This is a genomic window from Corallococcus sp. AS-1-6, from assembly GCF_020037015.1.
Taxonomy (GTDB): domain Bacteria; phylum Myxococcota; class Myxococcia; order Myxococcales; family Myxococcaceae; genus Corallococcus.
The window spans coordinates 203,893-229,928 of record NZ_JAIQDE010000002.1 but is presented as its reverse complement, the minus strand read 5'-3'; the positions used below and the strand labels follow the sequence as shown (position 1 = coordinate 229,928).

The 26,036-nt window shown below is 70.6% G+C and carries 17 protein-coding genes; 9 read left to right on the top strand and 8 right to left on the bottom strand.

Annotation, left to right across the window (positions count from 1 at the left end):
* Positions 1–203 precede the first annotated feature (203 nt).
* Entirely contained in the window at positions 204–527 is a 324-nt protein-coding gene (locus K8612_RS03755; protein ID WP_223742415.1) for a hypothetical protein, read from the bottom strand.
* Between the two features lie 219 nt (positions 528–746).
* Between K8612_RS03755 and K8612_RS03750 the strand changes: the two genes are divergently transcribed.
* Positions 747–1,148 (top strand): VOC family protein, encoded by a 402-nt coding sequence (locus tag K8612_RS03750; RefSeq protein ID WP_223742416.1) that lies wholly within the window; start codon positions 747–749, stop codon positions 1,146–1,148.
* 80 nt (positions 1,149–1,228) lie between these two features.
* Here K8612_RS03750 and K8612_RS03745 read toward each other — a convergent pair whose 3' ends face one another.
* Together K8612_RS03745 and K8612_RS03740 are read right to left on the bottom strand one after the other, a co-directional pair.
* A complete protein-coding gene (locus K8612_RS03745; RefSeq protein ID WP_223761283.1) occupies positions 1,229–4,792 on the bottom strand; it encodes a fibronectin type III domain-containing protein in 3,564 nt (1,187 codons plus the stop codon).
* Between the two features lie 220 nt (positions 4,793–5,012).
* Positions 5,013–6,458 carry a glycosyltransferase family 39 protein gene (locus K8612_RS03740; RefSeq protein ID WP_223761468.1) on the bottom strand — a complete coding sequence of 482 codons (1,446 nt, stop codon included), beginning with the start codon at positions 6,456–6,458 and terminating at the stop codon, positions 5,013–5,015.
* A gap of 155 nt (positions 6,459–6,613) precedes the next feature.
* On the opposite strand from K8612_RS03740, the gene tesB reads away from it, so the two are divergent.
* On the top strand, positions 6,614–7,483 hold the full coding sequence (gene tesB / locus K8612_RS03735) for an acyl-CoA thioesterase II (RefSeq protein ID WP_223761282.1): 870 nt from the start codon (positions 6,614–6,616) through the stop codon (positions 7,481–7,483).
* A 7-nt stretch (positions 7,484–7,490) separates the two neighbouring features.
* On the opposite strand, the gene K8612_RS03730 is transcribed toward tesB, so the two are convergent.
* Both K8612_RS03730 and K8612_RS03725 read right to left on the bottom strand, forming a co-directional pair.
* Positions 7,491–8,057, bottom strand: coding sequence for a hypothetical protein (locus K8612_RS03730; RefSeq protein WP_223742419.1), 567 nt, complete (start codon positions 8,055–8,057; stop codon positions 7,491–7,493).
* Positions 8,058–8,137: 80 nt separating this feature from the next.
* Entirely contained in the window at positions 8,138–9,367 is a 1,230-nt protein-coding gene (locus K8612_RS03725; protein ID WP_223761281.1) for a heparin lyase I family protein, read from the bottom strand.
* 619 nt (positions 9,368–9,986) lie between these two features.
* On the opposite strand from K8612_RS03725, the gene K8612_RS03720 reads away from it, so the two are divergent.
* On the top strand, positions 9,987–11,780 hold the full coding sequence (locus K8612_RS03720) for a sigma 54-interacting transcriptional regulator (RefSeq protein WP_223761280.1): 1,794 nt from the start codon (positions 9,987–9,989) through the stop codon (positions 11,778–11,780).
* 30 nt (positions 11,781–11,810) lie between these two features.
* On the opposite strand, the gene K8612_RS03715 is transcribed toward K8612_RS03720, so the two are convergent.
* Positions 11,811–13,190, bottom strand: a complete 1,380-nt coding sequence (locus tag K8612_RS03715; protein WP_223761279.1) for a hypothetical protein — start codon at positions 13,188–13,190, stop codon at positions 11,811–11,813.
* Positions 13,191–13,630: 440 nt separating this feature from the next.
* On the opposite strand from K8612_RS03715, the gene K8612_RS03710 reads away from it, so the two are divergent.
* Both K8612_RS03710 and K8612_RS03705 read left to right on the top strand, forming a co-directional pair.
* On the top strand, positions 13,631–14,347 hold the full coding sequence (locus tag K8612_RS03710; RefSeq protein ID WP_223761278.1) for a class I SAM-dependent methyltransferase: 717 nt from the start codon (positions 13,631–13,633) through the stop codon (positions 14,345–14,347).
* A gap of 11 nt (positions 14,348–14,358) precedes the next feature.
* Positions 14,359–15,192, top strand: coding sequence for a ThiF family adenylyltransferase (locus K8612_RS03705; RefSeq protein ID WP_223761277.1), 834 nt, complete (start codon positions 14,359–14,361; stop codon positions 15,190–15,192).
* Between the two features lie 77 nt (positions 15,193–15,269).
* Here K8612_RS03705 and K8612_RS03700 read toward each other — a convergent pair whose 3' ends face one another.
* Positions 15,270–15,722 carry a DofA protein gene (locus K8612_RS03700; RefSeq protein ID WP_223742424.1) on the bottom strand — a complete coding sequence of 151 codons (453 nt, stop codon included), beginning with the start codon at positions 15,720–15,722 and terminating at the stop codon, positions 15,270–15,272.
* Between the two features lie 370 nt (positions 15,723–16,092).
* Positions 16,093–18,663 carry an acylase gene (locus K8612_RS03695; RefSeq protein WP_223761276.1) on the bottom strand — a complete coding sequence of 857 codons (2,571 nt, stop codon included), beginning with the start codon at positions 18,661–18,663 and terminating at the stop codon, positions 16,093–16,095.
* A gap of 140 nt (positions 18,664–18,803) precedes the next feature.
* Here K8612_RS03695 and K8612_RS03690 point away from each other — a divergent pair, with 140 nt between their 5' ends.
* The 4 genes from K8612_RS03690 (at position 18,804) to K8612_RS03675 (ending at position 26,036) form a co-directional block, all read left to right on the top strand.
* Positions 18,804–19,457: a phosphatidylcholine/phosphatidylserine synthase gene (locus K8612_RS03690; RefSeq protein ID WP_223742426.1), complete on the top strand. Its 654-nt coding sequence runs from the start codon at positions 18,804–18,806 to the stop codon at positions 19,455–19,457.
* 206 nt (positions 19,458–19,663) lie between these two features.
* Entirely contained in the window at positions 19,664–22,618 is a 2,955-nt protein-coding gene (locus tag K8612_RS03685; protein ID WP_223761275.1) for a choice-of-anchor D domain-containing protein, read from the top strand.
* Positions 22,619–22,823: 205 nt separating this feature from the next.
* On the top strand, positions 22,824–23,132 hold the full coding sequence (locus K8612_RS03680; protein WP_223761274.1) for a hypothetical protein: 309 nt from the start codon (positions 22,824–22,826) through the stop codon (positions 23,130–23,132).
* A 102-nt stretch (positions 23,133–23,234) separates the two neighbouring features.
* A complete protein-coding gene (locus tag K8612_RS03675; protein ID WP_223761273.1) occupies positions 23,235–26,036 on the top strand; it encodes a protein kinase in 2,802 nt (933 codons plus the stop codon).

The window sequence follows — 26,036 nt, the reverse complement described above, 5'->3', positions numbered from 1 at the left end:
GGGTTGGGAGCGCATCCTGTGGAATTCAAGACACTGCCGTCAAGGCGGAGAGCAGCGTGAAACAGGATGAGACAGGTTTTTCCGCCAACGATGACGCACGCGGGCCACGGCCGGACGCGCCGCGGAAGGGCTCACGCGGGTGTCACGACGGATGATTGGAAATTGGGAAACGGAGAGGGGGAGACCGCGGGGGCGGGCGGCCTTCAGGTCTGCAGGTTCATGGACAGCGAGCGGCCGGCCGCGAACCGGGGCTCCGCCTGGAGCTTCTCCAGGACGCGGTCCGTGGCGATGAGCGTCACCTGGGGCAGGAGGCCCGGCTCGCTCATCCACTTCACCGCGCCCAGCAGGTGCTGGGCCTTGATGAACTCCAGGACGGAGGTGTGGAAGGCCTTGCCCTCTTCACGCCACTCCTGGGCCAGCTCCGCCCGGCCGCGCCGCTCCTGCGCCAGGGGCGCCCGGGCGGCCTTCGGCGTACGCCGCTTCGGGGACTGCTCTTCACGGGGCAGGACGATGATTTCGATGAACATCGCGGCACCCTCCTGAAGGCAAGAACAGCGAAGTGGCGCGGACTATCGCACGAACCTGCGTCGTCCTGACGCCGCGCGCCCGCGCTTTTGTGGAAGTCGCTGCCGCTTTCACGACTTCCCGGGCGCAGCCGCCTTGACATACGTGAATTGCCGCTCTGATGGTCGCGGGAGCGCGAGGTGTTGAACGACACCCGACACGCCCATCACGGGAGGCAGACCATGGAACTGCACCACGGCCGCATGTTCGACCACGTCCACCTCCAGGTCCGGGACCTGGAGGCAAGCAAGCGCTTCTACCGCGCGGTGCTGGAGGTGATGGGCATCCCCGTTTTCAACGAGAGCGAGCGGCACCTGGCCGCGGACGAGCTCTTCCTCAGCAACGACCGCGAGCCCACCGCGCGCGTGCACCTGGCCTTCCAGGCGAAGGACCGGGAGATGGTGCACCGCTTCCACCAGGCGGCGCTGGCCGCGGGCGGCCGTGACAACGGGGCGCCGGGGGAGCGCTCCTACCACCCGGGGTACTACGCGGCCTTCGTGCTGGATCCGGACGGCAACAACATCGAGATGGTCCACCACGGGCCCGCGAAGCGCTCGGCGCCGTCCGTCGTCTACACCTGGTGACGGGGCGCGAAAAGGCACGGGGGCCCCCGGCGTGGACCGGGAGCCCCCATGTCACGGCCCTCTGGCCGCGCGCGTCTTGACTAGCGCGCCGTCAGGGCCCGGCCCCGCACCTGCTTCGCGGACGGGGCGGAGGGGCTGGCGGCCACCGGGGACACGACGTTGAAGACCAGGTCGTCGCGGTCGTTGTACGAACCGGACACGCACGCGCTGGTCGGCGTGCTGCTGAAGCGGAACTGCGCGCGCACGGCGTGGTTGCCGGTGGTGCTGCCCACGGTGACGGGGAAGGAGAACGTCTTCAGCCCCACCGCGGTGCAGGCCTGGGCCGTGGTGATGGCGGTCCACGACGGCGTGGTGGTGTTCGTCGTGTAGTACAGGTCCAACTGGTCGCTGGTCCCGTAGCACCACACCGTCACGTCCACCGTGAGCTGCTTGCCCGGGGTGATGGTGCCCTGGTCCACCGTCTTGAGCACGATGCGGTCGATGCTCTCATCCGCGTGGTAGCTGCCGCTGGAGCCGTCCGCGCAGGTGCCGCCCAGGGTGTTGGGCTGGTTGGGCTCCACGCCGCCGGACACCGTGCCGCGCCCGTTGACGAGCGTGGGGCCGGTGTCGCAGCCGCACACGGAGCCGCAGGCCGGGGTGCGCAGGGTGGCGTTGTACGTGGCCACGGTGGGCGTGCACACGTTGGTGGTGGTGAAGCTGAAGGCGGCGCTGTAGGGGCTCGCGCCGCAGCTATCGGTGGCCCGCGCGCGCCAGTAGTACGCCGTGAGGTTGGACAGGCCCGGCGTCACGTTCCACGCGCTGGAGGACAGGCCGGTGGCGCTGCGCACCACGTTGGTGAACGCGCTGTCGGTGGCCACCTGCACGTCATACGCGGAGGCGCTCGTCACGTCGGACCAGTCCAGCGCCGGCGTCAGCGCGACGCCCGTGGCGGCGTTGGCGGGGGCCGTCAGGGTGGGGGCCGCCAGGGTGACGCAGCCGCGCGTGGTGAAGCTGCGCGTCGCGCTCCAGGAGCTGGTGCCGCCGCACGAGTTGAGCGCCCGCACGCGCCAGTAGTAGGCGGTGCTCGCCGTCAGGCCCGGGGACACCGTCCAGGCGCTGGCCACGAGCGAGTTGGCGCTGCGCACCACGTTGGTGAACGCGCTGTCGGTGGCCACCTGGACCTCGTAGCCGGACACGCCCGTCACGTCCGCCCAGTCCAGCGCCGCGAGCAGCTCCACGCCGGTGGCGCCGGAGGCGGGGGTGGACAGCGTGGGGGCGCCGGGCGCGGCGCAGGTGGGCGTGGTGCAGGTGCAGGCGGACGCCTGGCCGAAGCACGCGTTGCTGCTCGCGGGCACGACGGAGTAGCAGTACTGGCGGCCGTTGGCGACCTCCGGGTCCGTGTAGCTGGTGCCCGTGACGGTGGCCACGCGCGCCTTGCCGAAGTCACAGCCCGCGAAGCCCTCCGTCTTCATCACCCAGTACTGGTTGGCGCCCGCGGAGGCCGTCCAAGACAGGCTCACCTGGCTGTCGCCCGGGGTGGCCGTGGTGGTGGGGGCCGCCGTGGGGCCGGCCGCGCAGCCGCCGTTGGTGGGCGCGGGCGTGGAGCAGGCGATGTTGTGGCGGTTGTACGCGGCGTAGATGGCCGTCATGTGCGGCGTGCCGTCCGCCAGGTTGCCGTTGTCGTCGTCCGCGGCCAGCCACTGCATGTAGCCGTTCGTCGCGCCGCAGCCGTCGGACGTGCCGGCGGTGCAGTTGCAGGCGTGCCACGTGCCGATGTTGCCGGAGCCCTGGTAGAAGAGCTTGTTGCCCAGCAGGAACGCGTCGTTGGAGTTGTAGTTGAAGGGCGCGGCCGTGAGGTCGCGCGTCACCAGGTCCCACGCGGCCTGGCGCACGGGGGACGCGGCGCAGTGCACCTGCTTGCTGCACGGGCCGGAGCCGGACGAGCACATCTTGCAGGTGAAGTTCTGCGGGGTGGCCGGGATGTTCGGCGCGCTCGCCGCCCAGTCCGCGTCACGCACGCCGGAGCAGCGCAGGTTGCACCAGGACTGGCCCGCCACCTGCGACTCCTGCTGGTTGTAGCCCGTGCCGTCCGGCGTGAGGCCGCAGCCCGTGTCCGTCGTCTGGAAGAAGCCGTAGCCCACGCAGGACGTCTGCAGGCGCAGGATGCCCGCGATGTCCGCGTAGCCCTCGCTGGAGTTGGACAGGGAGCCGTTGGCGTCGAAGTTGTCCATGCCGTGGCCCCACTCGTGGTCGAACACCGCGCCAATCTCACCGGTGTTCCGGCAGCCGCCACCGGACTTGTAGAAGTTCACGGTGCTGCCGTTCCAGAAGGCGTTGCAGGTGCTGGACAGGTTCACGTTGGACGTGAGCTGGCCCTGCAGCCAGGTGTTGGCAGGCAGCCAGCCGCGGGCCACCTCCTTGATCTTGTTCAGCTCGTAGAAGCTGGAGCGCGCCGCCGGCGTATTGCCCGCGGACGTGCCCGCGGGCACCGTGCAGTCGTGGTCGTTGTTCACGCCGCCCAGGTCCAGGCTGCCCGTGGCGGAGCTCACGTTGATGGCGCCGCAACTGTCGGCGATCTTCACGTACTTGCCGGCGAGCGTCGTGTTGAGGGTGCCGGCGCTGTAGTTGTAGACGCCCGCGCCGTCCGTGAAGTTGTTGGGCGACGCGAAGCCCGTGTTCGCCCACGGCATGGGCGTGTTGGGCTGCATGGTGCCGCACGTCTCCTTGGACGTGCACGTGCCGATGTTGGTGGACGGGTACACGCCGCCCTTCACCTGCGCGTCGAAGTAGTGGTTGTCATCCTCCACGGAGAGCACCTCGCCGGAGTTGGCGTCCACCGTCACCTTCCAGCGCTCGTGCTCACCGGGGTTGGAGAAGCCGTAGCTCCACACCAGCGCGTGGCCATAGCCCTGGCCAAAGGCCGCGCCCGTGCGCGCGTAGGGGGTCACCTCCAGCGTGGGCGGCTGCCACAGGCTGGTGGGCGACAGCGTCTGGCCCAGGAACGTGCTGCCCGCGGCGAGCGCCTGGTTCGCGCTGAAGCGGGGCTTCGTGTCGATGCCCACGTTGGCCCACGCCTCCGTGCCCAGGAGGATGAGGTTGCCGTGGCTGATGGTGGCCGCCAGCCGGCCGTGGCGCACCGGCACGCCGTTCACCACCTGCGGGATGTGCACCTGCCACAGCGTGTCCGACACCTGCGTCACGCGCGGCGAGCCCAGTTGCAGCAGGTCCACGCCAATCGCGTCCTGGTGGTCCGCGACGAACTTGAAGACGAGCTCTCCCACCACGGACTCGTCCACGCTGCCCACCGAGCGGCCCAGCCCCTGGCGCACGGACTCGAGCGTGACGCTGTTGCGGAAGCCGTCACCCGGGATGAGCGGGAAGCTGCCCTGGATGCCCGTGGGCATGCCGGACAGCGGATCCAGGTACACCTGCACGTTGCCGCCAAAGCGGGTGATGAACCCCGCCCACCGGTCCGCGCCCGCGCGCGGCATCAGCGACCGCGCCTTCTCCAGCGGCACGTTCTGGATGGGCAGGTAGAGGTCCGGCTTGAAGAAGGCCTTCTTCGCCACCGCGCCCTGCTGCTCGGGTGGGGCGGGTTGGAAGGCGTATGTCGTGGACGACACCAGGAGGGCAAGACAACACAACGCGGACCGCAGGGGGCGCATGACGTCTCCTCGGGTGATGCCGCCGGACGGGTCCGGCGGGCTCCGGGGCGGAGCGCCTCCTGCTTAGGTCATTCGCTTTTTAAAAATGAATTGCGGTTATTCCTGAGTATCTGTGAATTTATGGAAAATAAGTAAATTCATGGGTTTGCAATGTTCACTGGGGGATTCTTCACTCGCGGAGCGTTTCGGTCCGCTCGCAGTATTCCACCCGGGCCCCCGCTCAGGGTTGGGGCCAGAGCCGGACGCGGTCGTCCTGGATGAGCTTGCCGTTCACCGCGTCGGTGGTGCCGCTGGCCATGAAGCGGCGGGGCGTCTGCCGCGTGGCGACGAGCGCGGCCTCTACCCACACGAGCAGCAGCAGCGCCCCCGCGAGCGCGGGAAGCCTCCGGGCCACCGCCGCGTGGCGTTCGCCCAGCACCTTCAGCGGCAGCACCAGCAGCGGCAGGAGCGCGGGGAAGACGACGAGCAGGCCGCGCGCGTAGCCGAAGAAGGCGAGCGTGACGAGCACCCGGTGCAGCACCACCAGCGACAGCAGCCGGAAGGGCGCGTGCGCGGGCTTGAGCGACAGCAGCATCCCGGCGAGCAGCAGCGCCGCCAGCGGCCACTTGAGCCACGCGGCGTCGGGGACGAACACGTCCACCGGGGCGCGCTCGCCGGTGAGGCCTCCGGGCACGTCCGACACGCCGACGCCCAGGCTCAGGCCGTCCAGCCACAGGTCCAGCTTCGCCCCGAGCAGCCGGGCCGCGTCCGCGGGCGAGGCCACCATCCAGCGCAGCCCCTGCGCGTAGCCGTGCAGGAGCAGGCGCCGGTGCTCCGGGCGGGAGGGATCCAACTGGCCGTTGCTGCCGCCCTGGTTGATCAACGCCGGGGTGAAGCCCCCGGTGGCGCCCGCGTGGTTGGCCATGGCGAAGTTGAGCGGCCCGTACACGGTGACGGGCACCCACTCCGGCAGCGGCTCCAGGTGCGGCGCCCGCGCGTTCAGCTCGCGCATCGTGTCCAGGTTGCGCAGCGCGGAGGGCACCAGCAGGAGCAGGGACACGCCCACCGCCGCGCCCCAGCGCAGGGCCCAGGGCCTCCAGGGCCCCCGCTCGCGCGCGGTCCACGCATACGTCAGCAGGAAGGGCCACAGCCCCAGGTGCTCCGCGCGGGTGAGGGTGCCCCAGCCCATCACCGCCCCCAACCCCAGCACCGCGGGCCAGGACGGCGCCGCGCCGCCCACGCGCGACGCCAGCGCACAGGTGAAACACAGCCACAGCGCGGACAGCGTCTCGTTGCTGTACGAGGTGGACAGCACCAGCCACCCGAAGCTCGTGGCATACAGGCCCGCCGCCACCAGGCTCCACGGCGTCCCCAGCAGGCGCCGCCAGAAGCCCTGGCAGAAGGCCACCGTGGCCGCGCCCAGACAGGCGAGCGCCAGCTTGTACGGCAGCGCGCTGCCCTGGGGCTCGCCCAGCACCCGGTACAGGAGCCCCAGCAGCGCGGGGAACAGGGGCGGGTGGTAGGGCAGGGCGATGGGGCCCTCGCGGCCCCGCGCCAGGTCCAGCGCGGCGGTGTGGAAGAAGCGCGCGTCGCCCGCGAAGAAGACGGAGAAGGGCCAGTCCCGGTCCGGCGAGCCCGCCAGGTACAGCCCGCGCAGCAGCAGGCTGGCGGCGAACGTGGCCGCCATGCTCCAGGCCGCCGGGTGCCGCCGGACGGCGTCTGGCAGGGAAAGCGAGGCCACGGGCTCCTCCGGGACGGAAAGGCGCCGCACTCTACATTGGCCCGCGCGCGCGGGCCCGGGGCTGGGATATGGACGGGGTGCGTCAAAACGGGAGGACGTACATGAGCCGGGTGCTGGATGAGCTGTTGGGGCTCCTGAAGCTGGAGCCCATCGAGGAGAACCTGTTCCGTGGCGCGAGCCAGGACCTGGGCTTCCGGCAGCTCTTCGGAGGGCAGGTGCTGGGGCAGTCCCTGTCCGCCGCCAGCCAGACGGTGGCGGAGAAGCGCACCGTGCACTCGCTGCACGGCTACTTCCTGCGCCCCGGGGACGCGGGCCTGCCCGTCGTCTACACCGTGGACCGCGTGCGCGACGGCGGCAGCTTCACCACCCGCCGCGTGGTGGCCATCCAGAAGGGGCAGCCCATCTTCACGCTGATGGCGTCCTTCCAGGGGGAGGAGCCGGGCTTCACGCACCAGGCCACCATGCCGGACGTGCCGCCGCCGGAGTCGCTGCCCACGGACCTGGAGCTGCTGGGGCGCCACGCGGGCCGCATGTCGGAGCGGCACCGGGAGAAGTTCCTCTCCGCCAAGCCCATCGAGATGCGCCCCGTCACGTACGTGGACCCCTTCGAGCCCAAGGCAGAGGCGCCCGTGAAGCACGTCTGGTTCCGCGCCGACGGCGCCTTGCCCGACGAGCCCCAGGTGCACCGCTACGTGCTCGCGTACGCCAGCGACTTCAACCTGCTGGGCACCGCGCTCCAGCCGCACGCCCAGACGTTCCTCCAGCCGGGCTTCCAGATGGCCAGCCTGGACCACGCGCTGTGGTTCCACGGCGACCTGAAGGTCAACGACTGGCTGCTCTACACGATGGAGAGCCCCTGGGCCGGCAACGCCCGGGGCCTGGCGCGCGGGCACGTCTTCACCCGCGACGGGCGGCTCGTGGCCTCCGTGGCCCAGGAGGGCCTGCTGCGCCAGCGCACGGACGCGCGCTAGCGGGACGTCAGAAGCCCAGGTTCGAGGTCAGCCGGGGCGTCGGGCCCAGGTCGATGACGCCGCGGTCGTCCGGGTCCGAGCCGGTGGTGGGCTCGAAGAACATGCTCGCCACCACCAGCGACCCGAGCACCACCGCGCCGATGGTGCCCGTCAACAGCAGCGTCTTGCCCAGGCTGAACTCGCGCAGCCGGGCGTGGTCCACCTCCGACAGGGGGACGACGATGGGGGGCGCGGCGGTGCTGGAGGTGGAGCCCTCCAGCGGCACGCCCCGGAAGCGGTCCCCGTCCACGCCCACCTCGATGAAGCGCTGGAACTCCGCGTCCGCCCGGGCGGAGACCCGCGCCAGCGCCAGCGGCGTGTCGGAGGTGAAGGGGTGCGGCTGGCCCTCCACGTCCCGCAGCACGCGCTTGCGCTCCGTGGCGCGGTTGAGCATCACGTCGCCCAGCTCCCGCATCAGCGCCGCGTTGTCGTCCCGGAAGCCATCCAGCCGCGCGAGCTCCGGCTTGGGGATGGCGTAGGTCGTGGTGCAGGACGCCAGCAGGGACAAGGCGGTCAGCGCGGCGCACAGACGCAAGGGGGCACTCCTGGGGATGGGCTCGTGAAAGCCTATCCCGGAGCGTGCCCCGGCGCCTACCGGGGCACGCGGCCGGTGTCTCACTTCAGCTTGTAGTTGGCATCCAGCACGTCCGCCTGCGTCCGGCCCATCACCCAGCCGTCGTGGTAGACGACGCCCACCGGCGCGATGGTGTCGTTCCGGTACAGGCCAATCTTCAGGTAGTTGAGCTGCCCGGAGTACTGCGTCGCGATGTAGCGCTTGGGCAGCACGAGCTGGCCGTTGTAGTACAGCTCCACGAAGCCCACGGTGGCGTTGGGGGACCACTTCACGTGGAAGATGAAGTCGTGCCACGCGTTGCGCACCAGCGGCGTGCGCCAGACGATGATGCCCGGGGACCCGCCGATGTTGAGCCGCATCTCCTCGCCGTAGACGTAGAACTCCACCGGCGGCGAGCCGCAGCACCCGTCGTGGTGCCACTGGGTGAAGAGCTGCCAGGTGTTCACGCTGGGGAAGTCCGGCGCGAAGCGCGTGCTCCAGCGGTACCAGTACTCGGAGCCCGACGGCTCCTTCGTCAGCTTGAAGATTTCATTGCGGTTGCCGCTGGAGTTGATGGGGTCGTCGCCCTGCTTCACCGTGGCCTTGAGCGCGTAGCCGCCCTCGCGCACCGGCGACGGAATCACCTGCAGCCGGTCCGCGGACATCATCTGCGTGCCGTCCCACTGGCCTCGGTCGCCGGACTCGAAGTCGCCCCGCCACACGATGCCGCCCGGCGAGGTGGGCGGCGGCGTCGTCGTGGTGCCGGCGCAGGGGCGCGCCTCCGCGATGCTGGCCCAGTCATTGAGGGTGTTGCCCTGCACCGTGACGCGCACCCGGCGCGCGCTCACCGGCGTGAAGGTGTACGTCTCCGCCGCGGTGGTCGTGCCCTTGCTCTTGCCGCTGTACACCTGCGTATAGGTGTAGCCATCCGGCGACACGGAGACGGTGAAGGTGTTCACCCGCGTGTTGCCCTGGTGCCAGGCCACCGCCATCGCGCCCACGCTCCTGGTGGCGCCCAGGTCGTAGTCGATCCACTGGCCCTTGCCCAGGCTGCTCCAGCGGGTGGTGAGCTGATCATCCAGCGTGTTCGTGGCGACGCTGCCGGTGCCGTCGTCGCCGCTGGCCTTCACGCTTGTGGGCGTGAGCTGCGTGCAGCCGGTGGTGGTGAGGTCCTCACCGGCGGTCTCGAGCGACGGCTGGCGCTCTTCCGCCGGAAGGGAACCATCCGGAGCGCCACAGCCGGCGGCGCCCAGGACGAACAACGTTTCAACCAGGAGGAGGGTTTTCTTCAAGGGGTTGGCCCAGGGGGAAAGGACAGGCAGTGAAAGGCCATGCTCCAACGACAGGAGACCGGGGCACGGCTGGGGGATGTCTGGCTTTACGGCGGGGCAATCCCCTCTCGTGCTCCCGGACCTGTTCGACAGGGCCGCGTCGACGGGAGGAGAAAGACAACGTGACGGGGGTTCGGTGCTCCATCCGGCAGCGTTCGAAAGCCTGCCGTTTCCAAGGTGATAAACCGAATAGCGAAGTTTTATTTCGAACACAAGCGACGTTGAGCCCGCCTGCACGCCGGGCAGGTTCGAAACCGAAAGACAGACATCAATTTCAGACGGCCGGGTTGGAATCCTTCAACACACCGGAAGGAGCGATACGGCCCGTCGCGTGGGATGCGTACCCCCGGAGCACGGCTGTTTCGCGCCGCGGGTTGTGGTGCGGTGTGGGGGGAGCGGCCTCCGTGTTCCAGGCAGGGTGGTTTGGACCCGTGTCCACTTGTGACGTGCCGGAGAGACACCCCTTTGCCGCCGACTTGCGATGCCGGGAGAATCAGGCAGAAACCCCCGCTGAAATGTCCGTGTTTTTCCAGGAAGCCCGCCGCGCGGCGGCCATGAGGCCGGTCGAGTGACGCACCCCATGTCGCGCTCCGCGTCCGAGCAGGTGCCCCGGAGCGAGCGCAAGCCCCTGTACGTGAAGGTGGTGACGCAGCCGGCGTTGCACGGCTGCTGGTCCGTCAACATCAGCGAGACGGGCATCGGGCTCATCGCCACGCCGCGCCGGCCTTCGGAGGGCCCGCACGAGAACGAGCCGGTGGAGATGGCCTTCTCGCTGCCGGACACGGGCGCCCACGTGCGGGTGCACGGCACGGTGCGCTGGCGCCACGACACGGCGGGGGGCGGGGGCACCGTCGCGGCGCTGGGCATCAGCTTCGGCGCCTTCGACGCGGCGGACGGCGTGAAGCTGGCGCGCTACCTGGCCACGTCCCACCTGCAGGTGGTGGCCGCCTTCGCCTCGGAGGACGAGTCACGCGCGGTGCGCCAGGCCCTGGACGGCGTGGCCACGCCGCACTTCGCCGCCACGTCGGAGGACGTGCAGGCGCTGCTCACGCGCGGGGACATGGCGGTGCTGCTGGTGTGCGGCCAGGACGAGTCGCGGGCGCTCGCGCTGGTGGAGTCCCTGGCGGAGCTGCGCGCGGAGGTGGACCCCACGGGGGCGGGGCCGCCCAGCGACCTGGCCTCGCGCATCGTCTACTGCGCCCCGGCGGCCCCGGAGCGGCTGGTGGCGCTCTTCAACACCGGCCGCATCTACCGGGCGCTGGGGGCGTGGCCGGACCCGGACTCCATGCGCGAGGCGGTGCTCCAGGCGGGGCGCGAGCACGGCTTCCGCACGGAGCAGTGGCGCATGGCGCTGGAGCTGGAGCGCAACCTGCTGCGCGAGCGCGCGCTGGCCCAGACGCCGGTGGTGGGCGTGGGGCGCCACGGGGAGGACGTGGGCTTTCGCAGCCCGCCCATGCAGCGGGTGATGGAGATGGTGCGCCTGGTGGCCCCCCACCGGGTGGCGGTGCTGCTGCAGGGCGAGACGGGCACCGGCAAGGAGGTGCTGGCGCGCATCCTCCACCGGCTCTCCGGCCGGGGGGACCTGCCGCTCGTCGTCCAGGACTGCGGCGCGCTCACGGAGACGCTGCTGGAGAGCGAGCTGTTCGGCCACGTGAAGGGGGCCTTCACCGGCGCGGTGTCGGACCACCCGGGCCTCTTCGTGCTCGCCAACGGCGGCACCATCTTCCTGGACGAGATTGAAAACACCACGCCCAACCTCCAGGCGAAGCTGCTGCGCGTGCTGGAGACGGGCGACATCCGCCCGGTGGGCGGCACCCAGGTGCGCCACGTGGACGTGCGCGTGGTGGCCGCGAGCAACCGGGACCTGGGCGAGGAGGTGCGCGCCGGCCGCTTCCGCGCGGACCTCTTCTACCGGCTCAACAGCTTCACCATCGACATCCCGCCCCTGCGCGAGCGCCCGGAGGACATCCCGGAGCTGGCGCGCACCTTCGTGGAGCAGTTCAACCGCACCCTCAAGCGCTCCGCCACGGGCGTGGCCCCGGACGCGGACGAGGTGCTGCACGGCTACGGCTGGCCGGGCAACGTGCGCGAGTTGCGCAACGTGGTGGAGCGGGCGGTGCTCCTGTCCCGGCCCGGGGAGATGCTCACCCGGCGCCTGCTGCCGCCCGCGCTCCTCAACAACACGCTGCCCCGGGCGGACCCCACCGGGGACGGCTCGCTCCGGGCCCGGCTCCAGCAGGTGGAGCGCGACCTCATCCGCGAGGCCCTGGAGCGCCACGGCGGCGTCCTGCGCCGCGCCGCCGTGGCCCTGGGCATGGACCCCGTGACGCTGGGCCGCCGGGCCCGGCGCCACGGGCTGTGGAAGGCGGAGTAGCCCCCGCCCTCCATGTCCCGGGGCGCGCCGTCAGTGCGCCCGCATCCACTGGAGGATGGGCTGCCACACGCGCACGCGCGCGTCCCGGGCGAGGAACAGGTCCGCGTGGCCGAAGTCCAGCGCGCGCTCGCCCTCGGCGCGGTTGCGCACGATGTGGTGGGTGACGTCCGTGCTGCCCAGCAGGCGCGTGGAGTACTCCCCGTAGCGGCCCACGCCGCCCGCCGCGCCCACGTACAGCACCGGCACCTTCACGTCCTTCAGGTGGTCGTCATAGGGCACGTCCAGGCCGCACAACTGCTTCTCCGTCTCCACCACCTCGTTGAGGCTCTGGTAGGGCACCGCCAGTTGGAGGTAGTCGAACAGGGTGGGCTCCGCCGTGAAGGCCGTCGTGTCCGGGAGGCCGGCGGTGTCCGGCACGCTGCCCGCCAGGTGGTAGCCCGGGGTGATGGGCTGGAGCGGCGCCAGCAGCGCCCCGGTCCGCCCCGCGGCGATGACGGCGAACTTCCGGTTGGTGGGCCTGACCGGCCCCGCGAAGCCCGCCGGGGCCAGCGGGGAGGGCTCGTCGGGAGCCTGGTCCGCCAGCTCCCCGATGGTCTTCACCGGCATGCCCGGCGCGGGCCCCAAGAGGCCCCCTTCCGTGCGGCCCTCGTCGCGGGCGGCCTGGAGCGCCTCGTACCGCTGGCACGCCCACTGGCGCTGCTCGGCCGCGTCCGGCCCGTAGCGAATCACCATGTCCATGGGCACGAAGCCGTCCACCCGGCGCAGGGCGCGCGGACGCTGCGACTCCCCGTCCAGGTACGCGTACCCGATGGTCGCGCCCCGGCTCCAGCCCAGCAGGAACATCCGGTCGTCCTTGCCGCCGTTGCCGGACAGCCGCCGCACCACGTCCGCCAGCGCCAGGCCCGTGCCCACGTCCTTCACGTGCGTCTGCAGGGTCCAGCCCTCCATGAACTGGAAGTCCGTCTCCGACTCGGGCACGCCCACCCAGCGCAGGTCCAGGCCCCACACGTCCACGTCCTGGCTCGCCAGGAACGCCGCCAGGGAGCGGTTCTCCGGCATCGTCGTCACGCAACTGCTGGTGAGGAACGCGGGCATGAAGCCCCACAGGTCCCCGTGCACCATGAACACCGCCCGGCTGCTGCGCGCCGGGACCCACGGGTGCGCCTCTCGCACCACGCGGTGCACGGTGATGGCGTCGTACCTCCCCCCGCCCACCCGCACCTTCCAGGTGTAGTGCGCCAGCCCACCGCCCAGCGACTCGCGCTTCGTGGGGGAGGCCACCAGGCCCGCCGCCACCAGCGACCGCTTCCATTCTTCCGCCTGGATCGCTGCCTCGTGCGCGTCCCCCGGATTCGCGCGCAGCGCCACGAACAACACCAGCATCACCCACAGGCTCCACGTCCTACGCATACCGACCTCGACTCGCATGAGGGTCCCCCACGCAGACAAGCGCCAGGCTCTGACACCCGGCGCCTCCTGATGCAGGCCTTCCCAGAGCACCTTCCGCGCCAGGGTCCAAGTCATTGATTTCATTGGTGTTGCCCCGCAGGGCAAGCTTCACCGGTGAAGGCCGCCGGACGCCTGTCCCGGCATCCCCCGAGTGAAGAAACACAGGACGGCGAGTCCTTCAAACTTGAGACATGCGCACCACGGATGGCGCGGACGCCCGGGGACTGAACGGACGCCCCCTCCGGCCCCCCAGGGTGTGTTTGTTCATTCAATCCAACACATACATCTGAAACAGGCAAGTCCTGGATGGTTGGGGAAGACGGCGGGGCAATCGCATGGGGGTGGTGGGCCGGGAGACAACAGCGGGTCTCACCCTGACTCCCCTCGGAGGGGGAGGACCCATGCCCGAGACCGTCTTCGTCGACAACATCTGGAACGACTTCGCGCACAGCTACGATCAGATGATCCCCGAGCTGCCGTGCTACCAGCGGCAGCGCGAGAAGATCCTCCGCGACACCCGGGAGCGCTCCTACGTCATCGACGCGGGGTGTGGCACGGGGCTCGTGAGCGAGCCCCTGGTGCGCCGGGGGCAGCGCGTGGTCGGCTTCGACAACAACCAGGCCATGCTGGCGCTGGCGGTGCGCCGCCGCGCGAAGGAGCCGGAGGCGGTGCGCGCCCGCTGGACGCTGTTGCCCGGGGACGTGACGCAGTTCCCGCTGGAGGTGGAGGGGGCCGCGGACGCGGTGGTGATGAACAACGTCCTCTTCTACGTGAGGGACCCGGAGGCCGTGCTGCGCGAGGCCTGGACGCACCTGAAGCCCGGCGGCGTCCTGTGCATGACGAGCAACAAGCGGCCCCGGCCCGACCTGGAGCTGGTGCTGAAGAACTCCATCCGGGAGTGGGAGGCCCAGGGGCGGTGGACGGAGAGCCTCCAGCGCGCGGTGAACCACCACCGCACCTGCGCCCAGAAGCTCACCACGGACCCCAACGAGATGGTCACCTTCCTGGACACGGACCAGGCGGTGAAGCTCCTGGAGAAGGTGGGCTTCAGCGAGGCGCTGGTGGCCGACGGCGACGACTACTACGGCGAGAACTTCTACGTCTGCATGCGCAAGTAGGGAGGCCTTCCATGACGAACGTGAACCCCCGTTTCCAGCGCAACCTGGGCGTCCTCCACCCGCAGACCATGGACAAGCTCGCCAGCACCCACGTGCTCGTCGCCGGCGTGGGCGGCGCCGGAGGCCAGTGCGCGGTGGACCTGGCGCGCCTGGGCTTCGGCTGCCTGACGCTCGCGGACTTCGACGTCTACGAGCGCCACAACATCAACCGGCAGATCGGCTGCTTCGAGAGCACCCTGGGCCAGCACAAGGTGGACGTGGTGGAGCGCATGTGCCGGGACATCCACCCGGACCTGCGCGTGCAGAAGGTGAAGGAGGGCATCACCGACGACAACGTGGCGGACGTGCTCAAGGGCCTGGGCGGCCTGCCGCCGGTGGACTACGTGGTGGAGGTCATCGACATCGCGGGGGCCCGCGCCAAGGAGTCGCTCCACCAGACGTGCCGGCGGATGGGCATCCCCATCATGACCGGGCTGATGCTGGGCTTCGGCGCCGCGCTCCACGTCTTCCAGCCGGACGCGCCGCTCTACGAGGAACTCTTCATCCTCCCGGACGGCCGCATCGACCTGCCGAAGATCATCCCGCACCTGGGCAGCTACATGCTCCAGGAGTACATGGATGCCTGCTACCAGGGAAAGGGCCACGCGCCCACGTGCGTGATTGGCGCCACCACCGCCGCGGGGCTGATGGTGAGTGAAATCATGCGAGGGGTGATGCTGGGGGCTCGCGCGATGGTGTCCTGGCCCGAGTACCTCTACGTGGACCTCTTCGACCACCGCTACGTGCGCGGCTCCGTCGGCGCCGCCCGTCCGGCCCGTCCGGTGGGGCAGGGCGCGAGGGGCTGAAGGCCGCCCGCCGGGCAGGCTTCTCTCGCTTCCGGGGCCGGGGGCCCTCGAAAAGGGCCCCCGAATCCCCCCGGGGACTACATCACCACGCCGCGCGACCGCGCTTCGTTCACCACCTGCGAGCCGTCCACCCCCAGCCGCCGGGCGATGAAGCCCGCCGCGCCGTCCGCGTTCTTGTGCACGCGGATGAACTGATCGTCATACGTCCGCGTGACGATGAGCATCCCCGACACGATGACGCGCTGGAGGTTGTGCTGCAGCTCGTTGCCTTCGATGATGACGTGGATCTCGGAGAACAGCGACCGCGCGTCCGACAGCATGTTGGACAGGTGCCGCCGCTGCTCGCTGTTGGGGACCGCGGACTTCGCTCCCGCGATCGTCACCAGCACCAGCGGCTGCTGCTGGTGCTGCTGGTAGGCGGCCTGCATCTTCTGGAACACGGCCTGAATCTCTTCCGGCGTCGGTGGAGCGTCCCAGCGCAGGAAGAACACCTTGTCGATGACGTCTGTCTTGTAGACCGGAAGTGCCATGGCGTTCGCGACTCCTTCGTGTCGGGCCCAGCGGCCGTCCCGGTCGGTACCCGTCCGGGCTTTCTCCCTGGGCCTGGGGGACATCCTGCGCTTCAGCCGCGGTCAAGAAACTAGCCCTGGAGGCTGACATTGCCGGGACGACACATCCTCGCAATCCTGACGGCGTCACGAACTGTGTGATTGCCTCGGAGGCCCCCTGGGGTGTCCGCTAACGGATGCTGAACCCAGACGCCAGGGCCGCCCACCCTGTCTGTCTATTCCGTTCCATGTGACAAGTTTCAACGGCGACTCCCCATGAAAACAAGAAGGCCCCGGGAGCGCGGTGGCTCCCGGGGCCTTCAAGAGGCTTCAGGCCGTCAGACGGGAGCGGCTACCCGCCGGAGACGGTGGTCTCCACCAGGTTCGCGTCGCCGTTGATCTGCGCGTCCGTGAACAGGATGGGGCGCCACTGCTTCTGGGAGTACAGCACCGTCTGGTCCGCGTAGTTCGGGGACTTGGGGTCGCCGGACTGGCTGTAGGTCAGCACGGCGTTGGCGTTGGGGCCCGCGTCGGTGAACTGGAGCGCCATGATGAAGGAGCTGCCGTTGTTGATGGGGTAGCCCTCCTTGGCCAGCAGGGTGGCGCTGTTGTACGTGGCGGAGTGGGGCTGGGCGAAGTCGAACACCGTGGTGCGGGCGGCGCCGAAGGACATCACGTTGGTGACGCCCTCGCGGTGCATGCCGCCGTGCAGCGGGATGGGGCTGCCGGAGCGGGTGGTGAACTGCACCTGGCCCAGCGTCTTGTCCAGCGCGTTGCCGGAGCGGTTGATGGTGAAGACGGCCTGCGCCAGCTTCACCAGCACCGGGTCGTCACCCGTGGCGGGCGCGGGCGTCAGGGTGTTGGGCGTGGCGATGGGGTTGGCCGGGTCGAAGGGCACGTCGAACAGCGGCCCCTTGTTGACCAACTGCGCGCCGGTGTACGCGCCCAGGAACTCGCGGAAGATGAACGCGCCCTTCTGGTCCAGGTCGTAGCGGCCGTTCCAGCCGGCCAGCAGCGCGCAGGCCTGGCTGATGTCCACGGCGGTGCCGTTGTAGGTCGCCGTCGTCTTGCCCGTGCAGCGCTCCACGACGGCCGCGCGCAGCAGCTCCTCCATGGAGCTGCGGTTGCTGAACACCGCCGTCTTCAGCTCGTCGAAGCTGAACTTGCCGTCCGCGCCGGAGGCGCCGGTGGCGGAGACCTCCGTGAGGACCTTGGCGTTCATGCGCGTGCGCGGCGACTGGGGGACGCTCTCGAAGCCGTGCAGCGGGGAGAAGCCGGTGAGCGGCGCGGCCGGGTTGGCCAGCCAGTAGCTGTCGTTCGCGTTGAAGACGAAGTCCTTGCGGTCCAACTGCGGCACCTTCGCGAAGGGCACCAGGCCGGGGCTGCGCGAGCCCGGCTCCACCTGCCACTCATTGGCCGGATCGCTGCCGTTGAGCACCACGAAGCCCAGGGCCTGGAAGATGCCGTAGGTGACGTTGAGGGCGGGCGTGTTCGCCTCGGTGGCCCACTTCGTGTACGCGTCCTTCGTGAGGTTGGGCGTGGGCGTGGCGTCCGTGTACCAGGCGTTGCCGTCCTTGTCGGCGAACATGGTGTTCACCCAGGGCAGGCCCTGCTCGGTGGCGTAGACGCTCTTGAACTCGGTGAGCGTCTTGGCCTTGTTCATGCCGTGGAACTGGTCCAGGAACTTGGTGTTGTCGATGTTCGCGTCACGCAGCGTGAGCGCCGTCTGGCTGTTCCAGCCCAGCGCGCCCGGGGGGAAGCCCGCCGGGGCGGCCGAGTCCGGGAAGGCGATCATCGGGCCGTAGTGGCTGAACCACACGGTCTGCGAGTAGTTCGTCAGCGAGCCCTCCGCCAGCTTCACCAGGATGGTGAAGGTCTTGGAGGTCATCTGGCGCTCTTCGTTGCCGTACTTGTAGACGGTCGGCTTCCCCGGCACGAGCTGCAACTGGTAGATGGTCGCGCGCTGGCCGGCGGAGAACGTGTGCGTCCAGGCCAGGTTGTCATTGAAGCCGATGAGCACCGCCGGCACGCCCATGAGGCCCACGCCGTAGACGTTCATCTGGCCCGGCACGGTGAGCTGGCTCTCCCACAGGCGCAGCTCGCCCTCCCAGGGGAAGTGCGGGTTGGCCATCACCATGCCCTTGCCGTTGTCGGTGCGCTCACCGCCAAGGGCCCAGCCGTTGCTGCCGAAGTCCGCCAGCTTCAGCCGCTGCAGCTCCTGCAGCGACGGCGCCTGCGGGCGCAGCGCGGCCTGCTTCGGGTCCACCGTCTGCGCGCTCACGGCGGGCGGCGTGGCGGACGGGATGGTGAGCGCCAGCGCGTTGATGCCCGCCAGCAGCGTCAGGTCCGTGTTGTACGCCAGCAGGTCCACCGGGGTGATGGGCTTGACCCAGGCCGCGTTGGCGCACTCGGCGGGACGCGCGTCCGCGGGCACGTCCTCCAGGTACTTGTTGTAGCCGGCCGCGTAGCCGGTGACCATGTCCTGCATCTCCTGGGACAGGGTGGGGAAGGCCGCCTCCGCGCGCCCCATCAGGTCCATGGCCAGGTACGCCAGGTCGCTGCCCACGAACTTGTTGCCCGCGCCCTGGCCCAGGTAGCGCGCGCGCTCGCCGCGCACCTTGAGGATCTGGTCCGCCAGCGTACAGACGTGGTCCTGCGCGAAGGCATAGCCCTGGCCGAAGCCCAGGCTGCCGTAGTTGTCCGCGGTGATGTGCGGGATGCCGTAGGACGTGCGCTTGATCTTCGCCGTGTACTTCGGCGTGGTCGGCGTCGGAGTCGGGTCGACCGGCTCCTTTTCGTCGTCACAGCCGGTGCTGAACGCGGCGAGCGCCAGGGAAGCGATGAGGGAGAAAGAAAGACGGCGGGTCCGGACAGAACGGAACCCTCCGCGAGGAGGAAGAGTATCGGGGGTGTGCTCGGGCATGGCGGCCCGGAGACTAGGAAGGTGGAGATTCGCCGGTCAATGTTTCTGGGATTTGACTTTTCCCCGGAGATGAAACGCGCGGATGCATTGCGTCGTGGGTTTGGGAAAGCCGGAAAGACGGTGTGTGTTACACGGGGGCCATGACGTCCGAGCCCTCGTCGCCGCCCGCGGCCCGCCGCCCGCGCCGCCACTTCTCCATGATTCGCACCTTCGTGCTGGCGGACTTCGTCACGCTCGGCAACGGCTTCTCCGGCGCCGGGGCCATCCTGGCGGCCATGCAGTCGCTGGCCACGGGCAACCCCCGCTGGCTGTGGGTGGCGTTCTGCCTGATGCCGGTGGCGCTGGTGATGGACGTGGCGGACGGGCGCATCGCGCGGTGGCGCTTCCGCAAGTCGCCGCTGGGCGCGGACCTGGACTCGCTGGCGGACGTCATCTCCTTTGGCATGGCGCCCGCGGCGCTGGCGTTCGCGGTGGGGCTGCGCGGCAACCTGGACGTGGCGGCGCTGCTCTACTTCGTCGCGTGCGGCATCAGCCGCCTGGCGCGCTTCAACGTCACGTCCGCGGAGCTGTCCGACGGCACCGGCAAGGTGAAGTACTTCGAGGGCACCCCCATCCCCACCAGCCTGCTGCTGGTGATGGTGCTGGCGGCGGCCACCTGGCAGGGCCGCATTGGCGACGCGCTGTGGGGCGGGGTGTGGAACCTGGGACCGCTCCAGTTGCACCCGCTGGCGCTGCTCTACGTGGCCAGCGGCAGCGCGATGATCAGCAAGACGTTGCGGATTCCGAAATTCTGAAGTCTTCCGCCGGGGTGGGCACGGGGGTGCCATCCAGTGGACGTTCTGGAGGGCAGTTCCCCTGTTTTTCCCACGGTGAGGCGGTTGGCAGTCCCGGGGTGGGTGCCTAGCTTCGCCACCTGATCCGCGAGGACCCCACCCGGACGGTGGGGTCGCTGGCGCGGCTTCAAGGCTTTTGGGCGAGGCGGGAGGGACGGGTGGGTGCCATGACGGGGCGCTGGGGCCTGCTGGGGTTGGTGGTGGTGGGACTGCTGTCGGGCTGCGCGGACCGGGAGCGTTCATCGCTCGCGGACGGCCGGCTGACGGCGACGCCGGGCGGCGTCGACTTCGCGCGGGTGGCGGTCTTCGACGCTCGCGAATCCACGGTGACGCTGCGCAACGTGGGCCGCGCGCGCATCACGGTGGACGAGGCCTGGGTGGAGGGGCCGGAGGGCGCCTACAAGGCGGAGTTCACCCACGAGGGGCCCCACAGCCTGGTGCCGGGCAGCGAGTGCACGCTGAAGGTGCGCTTCGCGCCGCTGGCGCAGGGCGGCCTGCCCGCGGTGCTGGTGGTGCGCTCGGACACGCGCATCGAGCCGCTGATGCGCATCCCGCTCAACGGCGCCGGCGTGGACGCGTGGGCGCGGGTGACGCCGCGCGCGCTGGACTTCGGCCGCATCGAGGCGGACTCCACCAAGACGCTGGGCGTGACGCTGGACAACCCCACCGAGCTGCCGGTGATGGTGACGCCCAAGCTGGTGGGCGCGGACAAGGACGAGTTCGTCGCGGCGCCGGTGACGGTGAACCCGGGCGAGCGCGTGGAGCTGCCCCTCACCTTCAACCCCGTGCGGGTGGGCAGGAAGCAGATCGCCCTGGCCATCTCCCCCTGCCACGGGTGCGCGGACGTGCCGGTGACGGTGACGGCGGAGTCGCTGGAGCGCGCGGTGGTGGCGGAGCCGGAGGTGGTGGACTTCGGCGCGGTGCCGGTGGACCGCGACGCCATCAAGGCCTCCAGCCTGCGCAACATCAGCACGGAGCCGGTGACGGTGACGTCGCTGATGCTGGACGGCACGGACGCGTCCTTCAGCCAGAACAACACGGGCCTGCCGCTGGTGCTCCAGCCGGGCGAGGTGCGCGCCTTTGAAATCCGCTACAGCCCCGGCCACATGGGCCCGGCCACGGACCGCGCCGTCTACACCGTGGTGAGCAAGCGCCACCCCACGCTGCCCGTGCCGCTGCGCGGCTTCGGCGGCGCGTCCGAGCTGTGCGTGTCGCCGATGATGCACGACTTCGGCGAGCAGCCGCTGGGCTCCAAGGTGCGCGTGGTGGTGAACGTGAAGAACTGCGGCACGGACAACGCGGGGCCGCTGACCATCAACACGCTGGACTGGACGCCGGACGCGACGGGCGCCCAGCTCCAGTTCAACCACAAGCCGGTGACGCTGCCGTTCACCCTGCCGGCCAATGGCGAGCTGAACCTGGAGGTCTTCTACGAGCCCATGCGCGAGGGCAGCGCGTCCGGCGCGCTGGTGATGACGACGAGCGCGTTCTCCGCGGCCACCGTGCAACTGGACTTCTTCGGCAACGCGAAGGCGCACGCGCCGTGTGATTTGACCGTCACCCCGGAGCTGGTGGACTTCGGCACCCTGCCGCCGGGCCGCGGCGCGGTGCTGGGCGTGAAGCTGGAGAACAAGGGCGCGGACCTGTGCCCGGTGAAGAACATCCGCATCGCGAATGACGGCGGCGGCGTGTTCAAGATGCCGGGCGGCGAGCTCTTCGGCGGCATCATCTACCCGGGGGACTGGTTCAGCTTCCAGGTGGCCTTCCAGGCGCCCTTCACCGGCGGCAGCTTCGCGGGGGAGCTGCAGGTGGAGCAGTACAACCCGGTGACGCCGGTGCGGCAGGTGCCGCTGCTGGCGAACTCGCAGGAGACGTGCCTGGTGGCGTCGCCCTGGTACCTGGACTTCGGCCTGGGCCGCAAGGACTGCCGCCCGGCGCCGCGCGAGGTGAACTACCTCAATGCGTGCACCACGCCCGTCACCATCTCCAACGTCTTCATCGGGCCGGGCACGACGGACGCGGAGTTCGAGCTGTTGGACCACCCGGCGCCGCCCGCGTTCCAGCTCCAGCCGGGCGAGTCCTTCACGGTGGGCGTGGACTACCTGGCGCAGGTGACGGGCATGAACCTGTCGCCGCTCTACGTGGACTCCAGCGACCTGCCCATCCCGCTGATGGTGCCGCTCATCGGTGAGTCGTCGAAGAAGACGGACAAGACGGACACCTTCGTGCAGCAGGACGTGAGCAAGGTGGACGTGCTCTTCGTCGTGGACAACACGGCGTCCATGGTGGAGGAGCACCCGAAGCTCGTGTCCGCCATCCCCTCGTTCGTGGACGCCGCGCGCAACAAGGCGGTGGACGTGAACATGGCGGTGACGACGACGGGCATCTCCGCGGTCTCCGGCGCGTGCCCGGGCGGCGCGCTGGGTGGCGAGGCGGGCCGCTTCTTCCCGGCGGACAACAGCCGCCAGCGCATCCTCACGCTGGGCACGCCCGACGTGACGCAGGTGCTCCAGCAGAACGTGCAGGTGGGCCAGTGCGCCCAGGTGGAGCAGGGCTTCGAGGCGATGCGCCGCGCGCTCACGTCCCCCCTGGTGAACAACGTGGATGATCCGCGCACGGCGCTGCCCAACGACGGCAACGCGGGCTTCCTGCGCGACTCCGCGGCGCTGGTGGTGGTGTTCGTGGGCGACGAGGACGACCACTCGCCGGACGCGGTCTCCACGTACGTGCAGTGGGCGCAGCAGCGCAAGGGTGAGAACCAGCCGCAGCGGGCCACGTTCTTCGCCATCGCGCCCACCAAGACGTCCTGCGCCACGGCGGGCGGCACCGGCACCCGGTACGCGGACGCGGCGGCGCAGACGGGCGGCGAGGTGCTCAACGTCTGCGCGGCGGACTACGCGCCGCTGCTGCGCCAGGTGGCCAACAAGGCGTTCAGCGCGCAGGACCGCTTCCCGCTGAGCGAGGAGCCCGACGCGGGCACGGTGGTGGTGAGCGTCAACGGCACCCCCACCACCAGCGGCTGGACCTACGACGCCGCGTCCAACAGCGTGGTGTTCACCGCGGTGCCGCCGCCGGGCTCCAAGGTGGCCATCACCTACCGCCGCGCCTGCGCCAACGACTGAACGGTGGGCGACCCGTGGTTGTGGACCCCGTGACGGGCCGGCCATCCGGCCTCGAACGGGGGTGTCAGACCCCGGTGCTACAGCACTGCATCTGCCTGTGCGGATGACCAGAAAATTGGAGGCGCTCCCTCGGTGTGTACCCTGCGGAGCGTCTGCACGCTGTTGCCCTGGAGGCGCTGTGAGTACCTGGACCCCTGATGAGCCCTTGAAGTCCCCTCCGCGCGCGGGTGTGCCGGGGCTGCGGGTCATCCGTGGCGGGGGGCAGCGCAAGCAGGAGGCGCTCGCGGACCGCAACGCGGTGGCGCGGGTGCTGATGGAGGCGGGGGCGGACCTGCTCCTCAAGCGCATCAGCCCGGTGAGGGCGCAGGAGATCGAGCGCAAGGTGGACCGGGTGCTGGACCTGTTCGACCGGGTGGACGCGGCGCCGGTGCTGATGCCGGTGCTCAAGCGGCACCTGGACGAACTGGAGGCCCTGATGCGGGAGACCCGCGAGGTCCGGGCCGCCCGGCGCTAGGGCGCACGCCCGGTGGAGCCGGGAAAAAGCCCAGGGGGATTCGATGTTTGATTCCCCTGGCCCGGCCGCTTACGCTTGGGGTTCGCCTCCTCGCGTCCGGCCGTGTCCATCGAAACCTACGGCAGCTACCAGCTCCTGAAGCGCCTCGCCACGGGCGGCATGGCGCAGATCTACCTCGCGCGCCGGCCGGGTTCGGATGCTCCGGACAAGCTGCTGGTGTTGAAGCGGATCCTCCCGCACCTGTCGGAGAACGACGAGTTCGTCCGGATGTTCCTGGACGAGGCGCGGATCGCGGCCCGGCTCGCGCACCCCAACGTGGTGCAGATCTACGACCTGGGGGCGGAGGGGGACACCTTCTTCATCGCCATGGAGTACATCCATGGCGTGGACGCGCGCCGGCTCTGGAAGCGCGCGGAGACGGCGGGGCGTCCGCTGCCGGTGCCGCTGGTGTGCCGCATCCTCCTGGAGGCGTGCGCGGGGCTGGACTACGCGCACAAGAAGACGGACGCGGCGGGGCGCCCGCTGGGCATCGTTCACCGGGACGTGTCCCCGCAGAACATCCTGGTGACGTTCGACGGCGGCGTGAAGGTGGTGGACTTCGGCATCGCGAAGGCGGCGGATCAGGCCACCGTGACGCGCTCCGGGGTGCTCAAGGGCAAGTACTCGTACATGTCGCCGGAGCAGGCCTCCGGGCAGCGCGTGGACCGGCGCTCGGACGTGTTCGCGCTGGGCGTGGTGCTGCATGAGCTCCTGACCGGGGGGCGCCTCTTCAAGCGCCATAGCGACATGCTGACCCTGTCGGCGGTGGCGGAGTGCAACGTGCCGGTGCCTTCGCAGGTGGCGCCCCGGGTGCCGGTGGAGCTGGACGCCATCGTGCTCAAGGCGCTCGCGAAGGAGCCGGACGCGCGCTACCAGCACGCGCAGGAATTGCAGCGGGCGCTGGAAGGGTGGCTCGCGTCGCAGCCGCAGCCGTGCGGCACGCCCGCGGACCTGGCCGGGTTCATGCGGGAGCTGTACGCGGACCGGCTGACGGAGGAGGCGCGCTCCGGCGAGGTGCAGGTGACGGACGAGGAGGCGGGGGTGGCTCCGCCGTCCGCGCCGAAGCGTTCGGTGCTGCGGCCCGCGAATGCGCCCGCGCGCACGGAGAACGAGCCCACCACCACGCTGCGCCCGAACCGGCCGAGCCGTCCCAGCGGCAAGGTGGAGGCGCGCCGCGAGGACGCGGAGGCGGACGGGGCGCGCTCGGAGGTCCGGGGCCCGGACACGCGTCCGGAGGGGCGCAACGCGGAGGCGCGGGTGGAGGCCCGGAACGCGGAGGCGCGCGGGGTCGACGCCCGGCCGGAGCCCCGCTCGGAGGTCCGCAACGCCGACCCGAGGGTGGTGGAGCCCCGCCCGGAGGTCCGCGGCGCCGAGCCGCGAGTGGATGCGCGCGCCGTCGATGCGCGGCCGGAGCCCCGCTCCGAGGTCCGCAACGCCGAGCCGCGCGCCGAGGCGCCCCGGGGCATGACGGGCTCGCGGCGGGCGCTGGAGTCACCGCCCTCTCGGAGCATCCGGCCGGTGCGCCTGGAGGAGCCCTCCCTCCCGACGGTGACGCAGGACGAGGACGGTCCCACGCTCGCCATGGTGGACACGCAGCGGAAGCTGTCCGGCGGGTTCCAGGTGGAGGAGGACGGCCCCACGCTCGCGATGGTGGACACGCAGGGGAAGCTCTCCGGCGGGTTCCAGGTGGAGGAGGACGGCCCCACGCTCGCGATGGTGGACACGCAGGGGAAGCTGTCCGGCAGGTTCCAGGTGGAGGAGGACGGTCCCACGCTGGATCATCGCTCCCTGACGGCGACGCTGACCCAGGATGACGAGGACGACTCGACCCTGGACATGCGCGCCGTCTCCCGCGCCGACCTGGACGAGGGCCCCACGCAGGACCTGCGCGCCGTGCCGCGCTCCGAGATTCCCGTTCCCCGCACGGGCACTCCGGCGCCGTCCGGCGAACACCGCGGCCACCGGCTGCCCGCGCCCCACGCGACCATCGAGGAGATGACCGCGTCCACCGCGCCGCGCTCCGCGTCCCGCGCGCCCATGCCCAACGCGTGGGCGCCACCGGCCCGCACCGGCACGCTCACCGAGCAGTCCGCCGTGGAATCACCGAAGCGCCGGGGGCTCCTGTACGGCGCCATCGTGCTGGTCGCGATCCTGGTGGGCGTGGGCCTCGTGTGGAGCCTGGGCCCGGGCGCCGGCGGCGTGCACGTGTCGTCCGACCCCGCTGGCGCGCGCGTCGTGTTCGAGGACCGGGTGCTCCCGGAGCGCACGCCGCTGACGCTGCCGGCGGTGAAGCCCGGCCGCTACTGGGTCGTGCTGATCAAGGAAGGCTACCGCGAGCTGCGCACGCAGATCGTCATCCCGCCGTCCGGCCGGCTGGACGTGGGGCCGCTGAAGCTCATGCCGATGGCGTCGCCCGGAAAGCCCGGCACGGAGCCGCCCGCGCCGGCGCCTCCGGCTCCAACGACCCCGGAGCCCGGCGTGGGACCTTCCGGCGTGGCCGCTCCCCGTGAACAGGACGCCGTGGTCCCCGAAGTGAAGCAGGCCCAGGAGTCCCCTGGCGCCCAGGCTCCCGCGCCCGTGGCGAAGGCCGCCGTCACCCCGGTGGCCACGGTGTTGCCCGCGGCCGAGGTGCGTGACGCCGCGCGCGCGGTGGAGCGGGCCGCGCCGGTGAGCTTCGTGGTGACGCCCTGGGCGGAGGTGTCGTGCAACGGCCGCAAGCTGGGGGAGACCCCGTTCCAGCCGGTGGAGCTGCGGGTGGGCACCTATGACTGCAAGTTCACCAACCCCGAACTGAAGCGCACCGTCAGCCGCCGCATCGAGGTGCGTCCCATCGACCTCAACGTGGTGACGGTCAAGTTCGAGTAG

Excerpts from the sequence above, each read along its gene's own strand:
- K8612_RS03755 (WP_223742415.1), bottom strand. The coding sequence starts at position 527 with ATGTTCATCGAAATCATCGTCCTGCCCCGTGAAGAGCAGTCCCCGAAG.
- K8612_RS03750 (WP_223742416.1), top strand. The coding sequence starts at position 747 with ATGGAACTGCACCACGGCCGCATGTTCGACCACGTCCACCTCCAGGTC.
- K8612_RS03745 (WP_223761283.1), bottom strand. The coding sequence starts at position 4,792 with ATGCGCCCCCTGCGGTCCGCGTTGTGTTGTCTTGCCCTCCTGGTGTCG.
- K8612_RS03740 (WP_223761468.1), bottom strand. The coding sequence starts at position 6,458 with ATGGCGGCCACGTTCGCCGCCAGCCTGCTGCTGCGCGGGCTGTACCTG.
- tesB (WP_223761282.1), top strand. The coding sequence starts at position 6,614 with ATGAGCCGGGTGCTGGATGAGCTGTTGGGGCTCCTGAAGCTGGAGCCC.
- K8612_RS03720 (WP_223761280.1), top strand. The coding sequence starts at position 9,987 with ATGTCGCGCTCCGCGTCCGAGCAGGTGCCCCGGAGCGAGCGCAAGCCC.
- K8612_RS03715 (WP_223761279.1), bottom strand. The coding sequence starts at position 13,190 with ATGCGTAGGACGTGGAGCCTGTGGGTGATGCTGGTGTTGTTCGTGGCG.
- K8612_RS03710 (WP_223761278.1), top strand. The coding sequence starts at position 13,631 with ATGCCCGAGACCGTCTTCGTCGACAACATCTGGAACGACTTCGCGCAC.
- K8612_RS03705 (WP_223761277.1), top strand. The coding sequence starts at position 14,359 with ATGACGAACGTGAACCCCCGTTTCCAGCGCAACCTGGGCGTCCTCCAC.
- K8612_RS03700 (WP_223742424.1), bottom strand. The coding sequence starts at position 15,722 with ATGGCACTTCCGGTCTACAAGACAGACGTCATCGACAAGGTGTTCTTC.
- K8612_RS03695 (WP_223761276.1), bottom strand. The coding sequence starts at position 18,663 with ATGCCCGAGCACACCCCCGATACTCTTCCTCCTCGCGGAGGGTTCCGT.
- K8612_RS03690 (WP_223742426.1), top strand. The coding sequence starts at position 18,804 with ATGACGTCCGAGCCCTCGTCGCCGCCCGCGGCCCGCCGCCCGCGCCGC.
- K8612_RS03685 (WP_223761275.1), top strand. The coding sequence starts at position 19,664 with ATGACGGGGCGCTGGGGCCTGCTGGGGTTGGTGGTGGTGGGACTGCTG.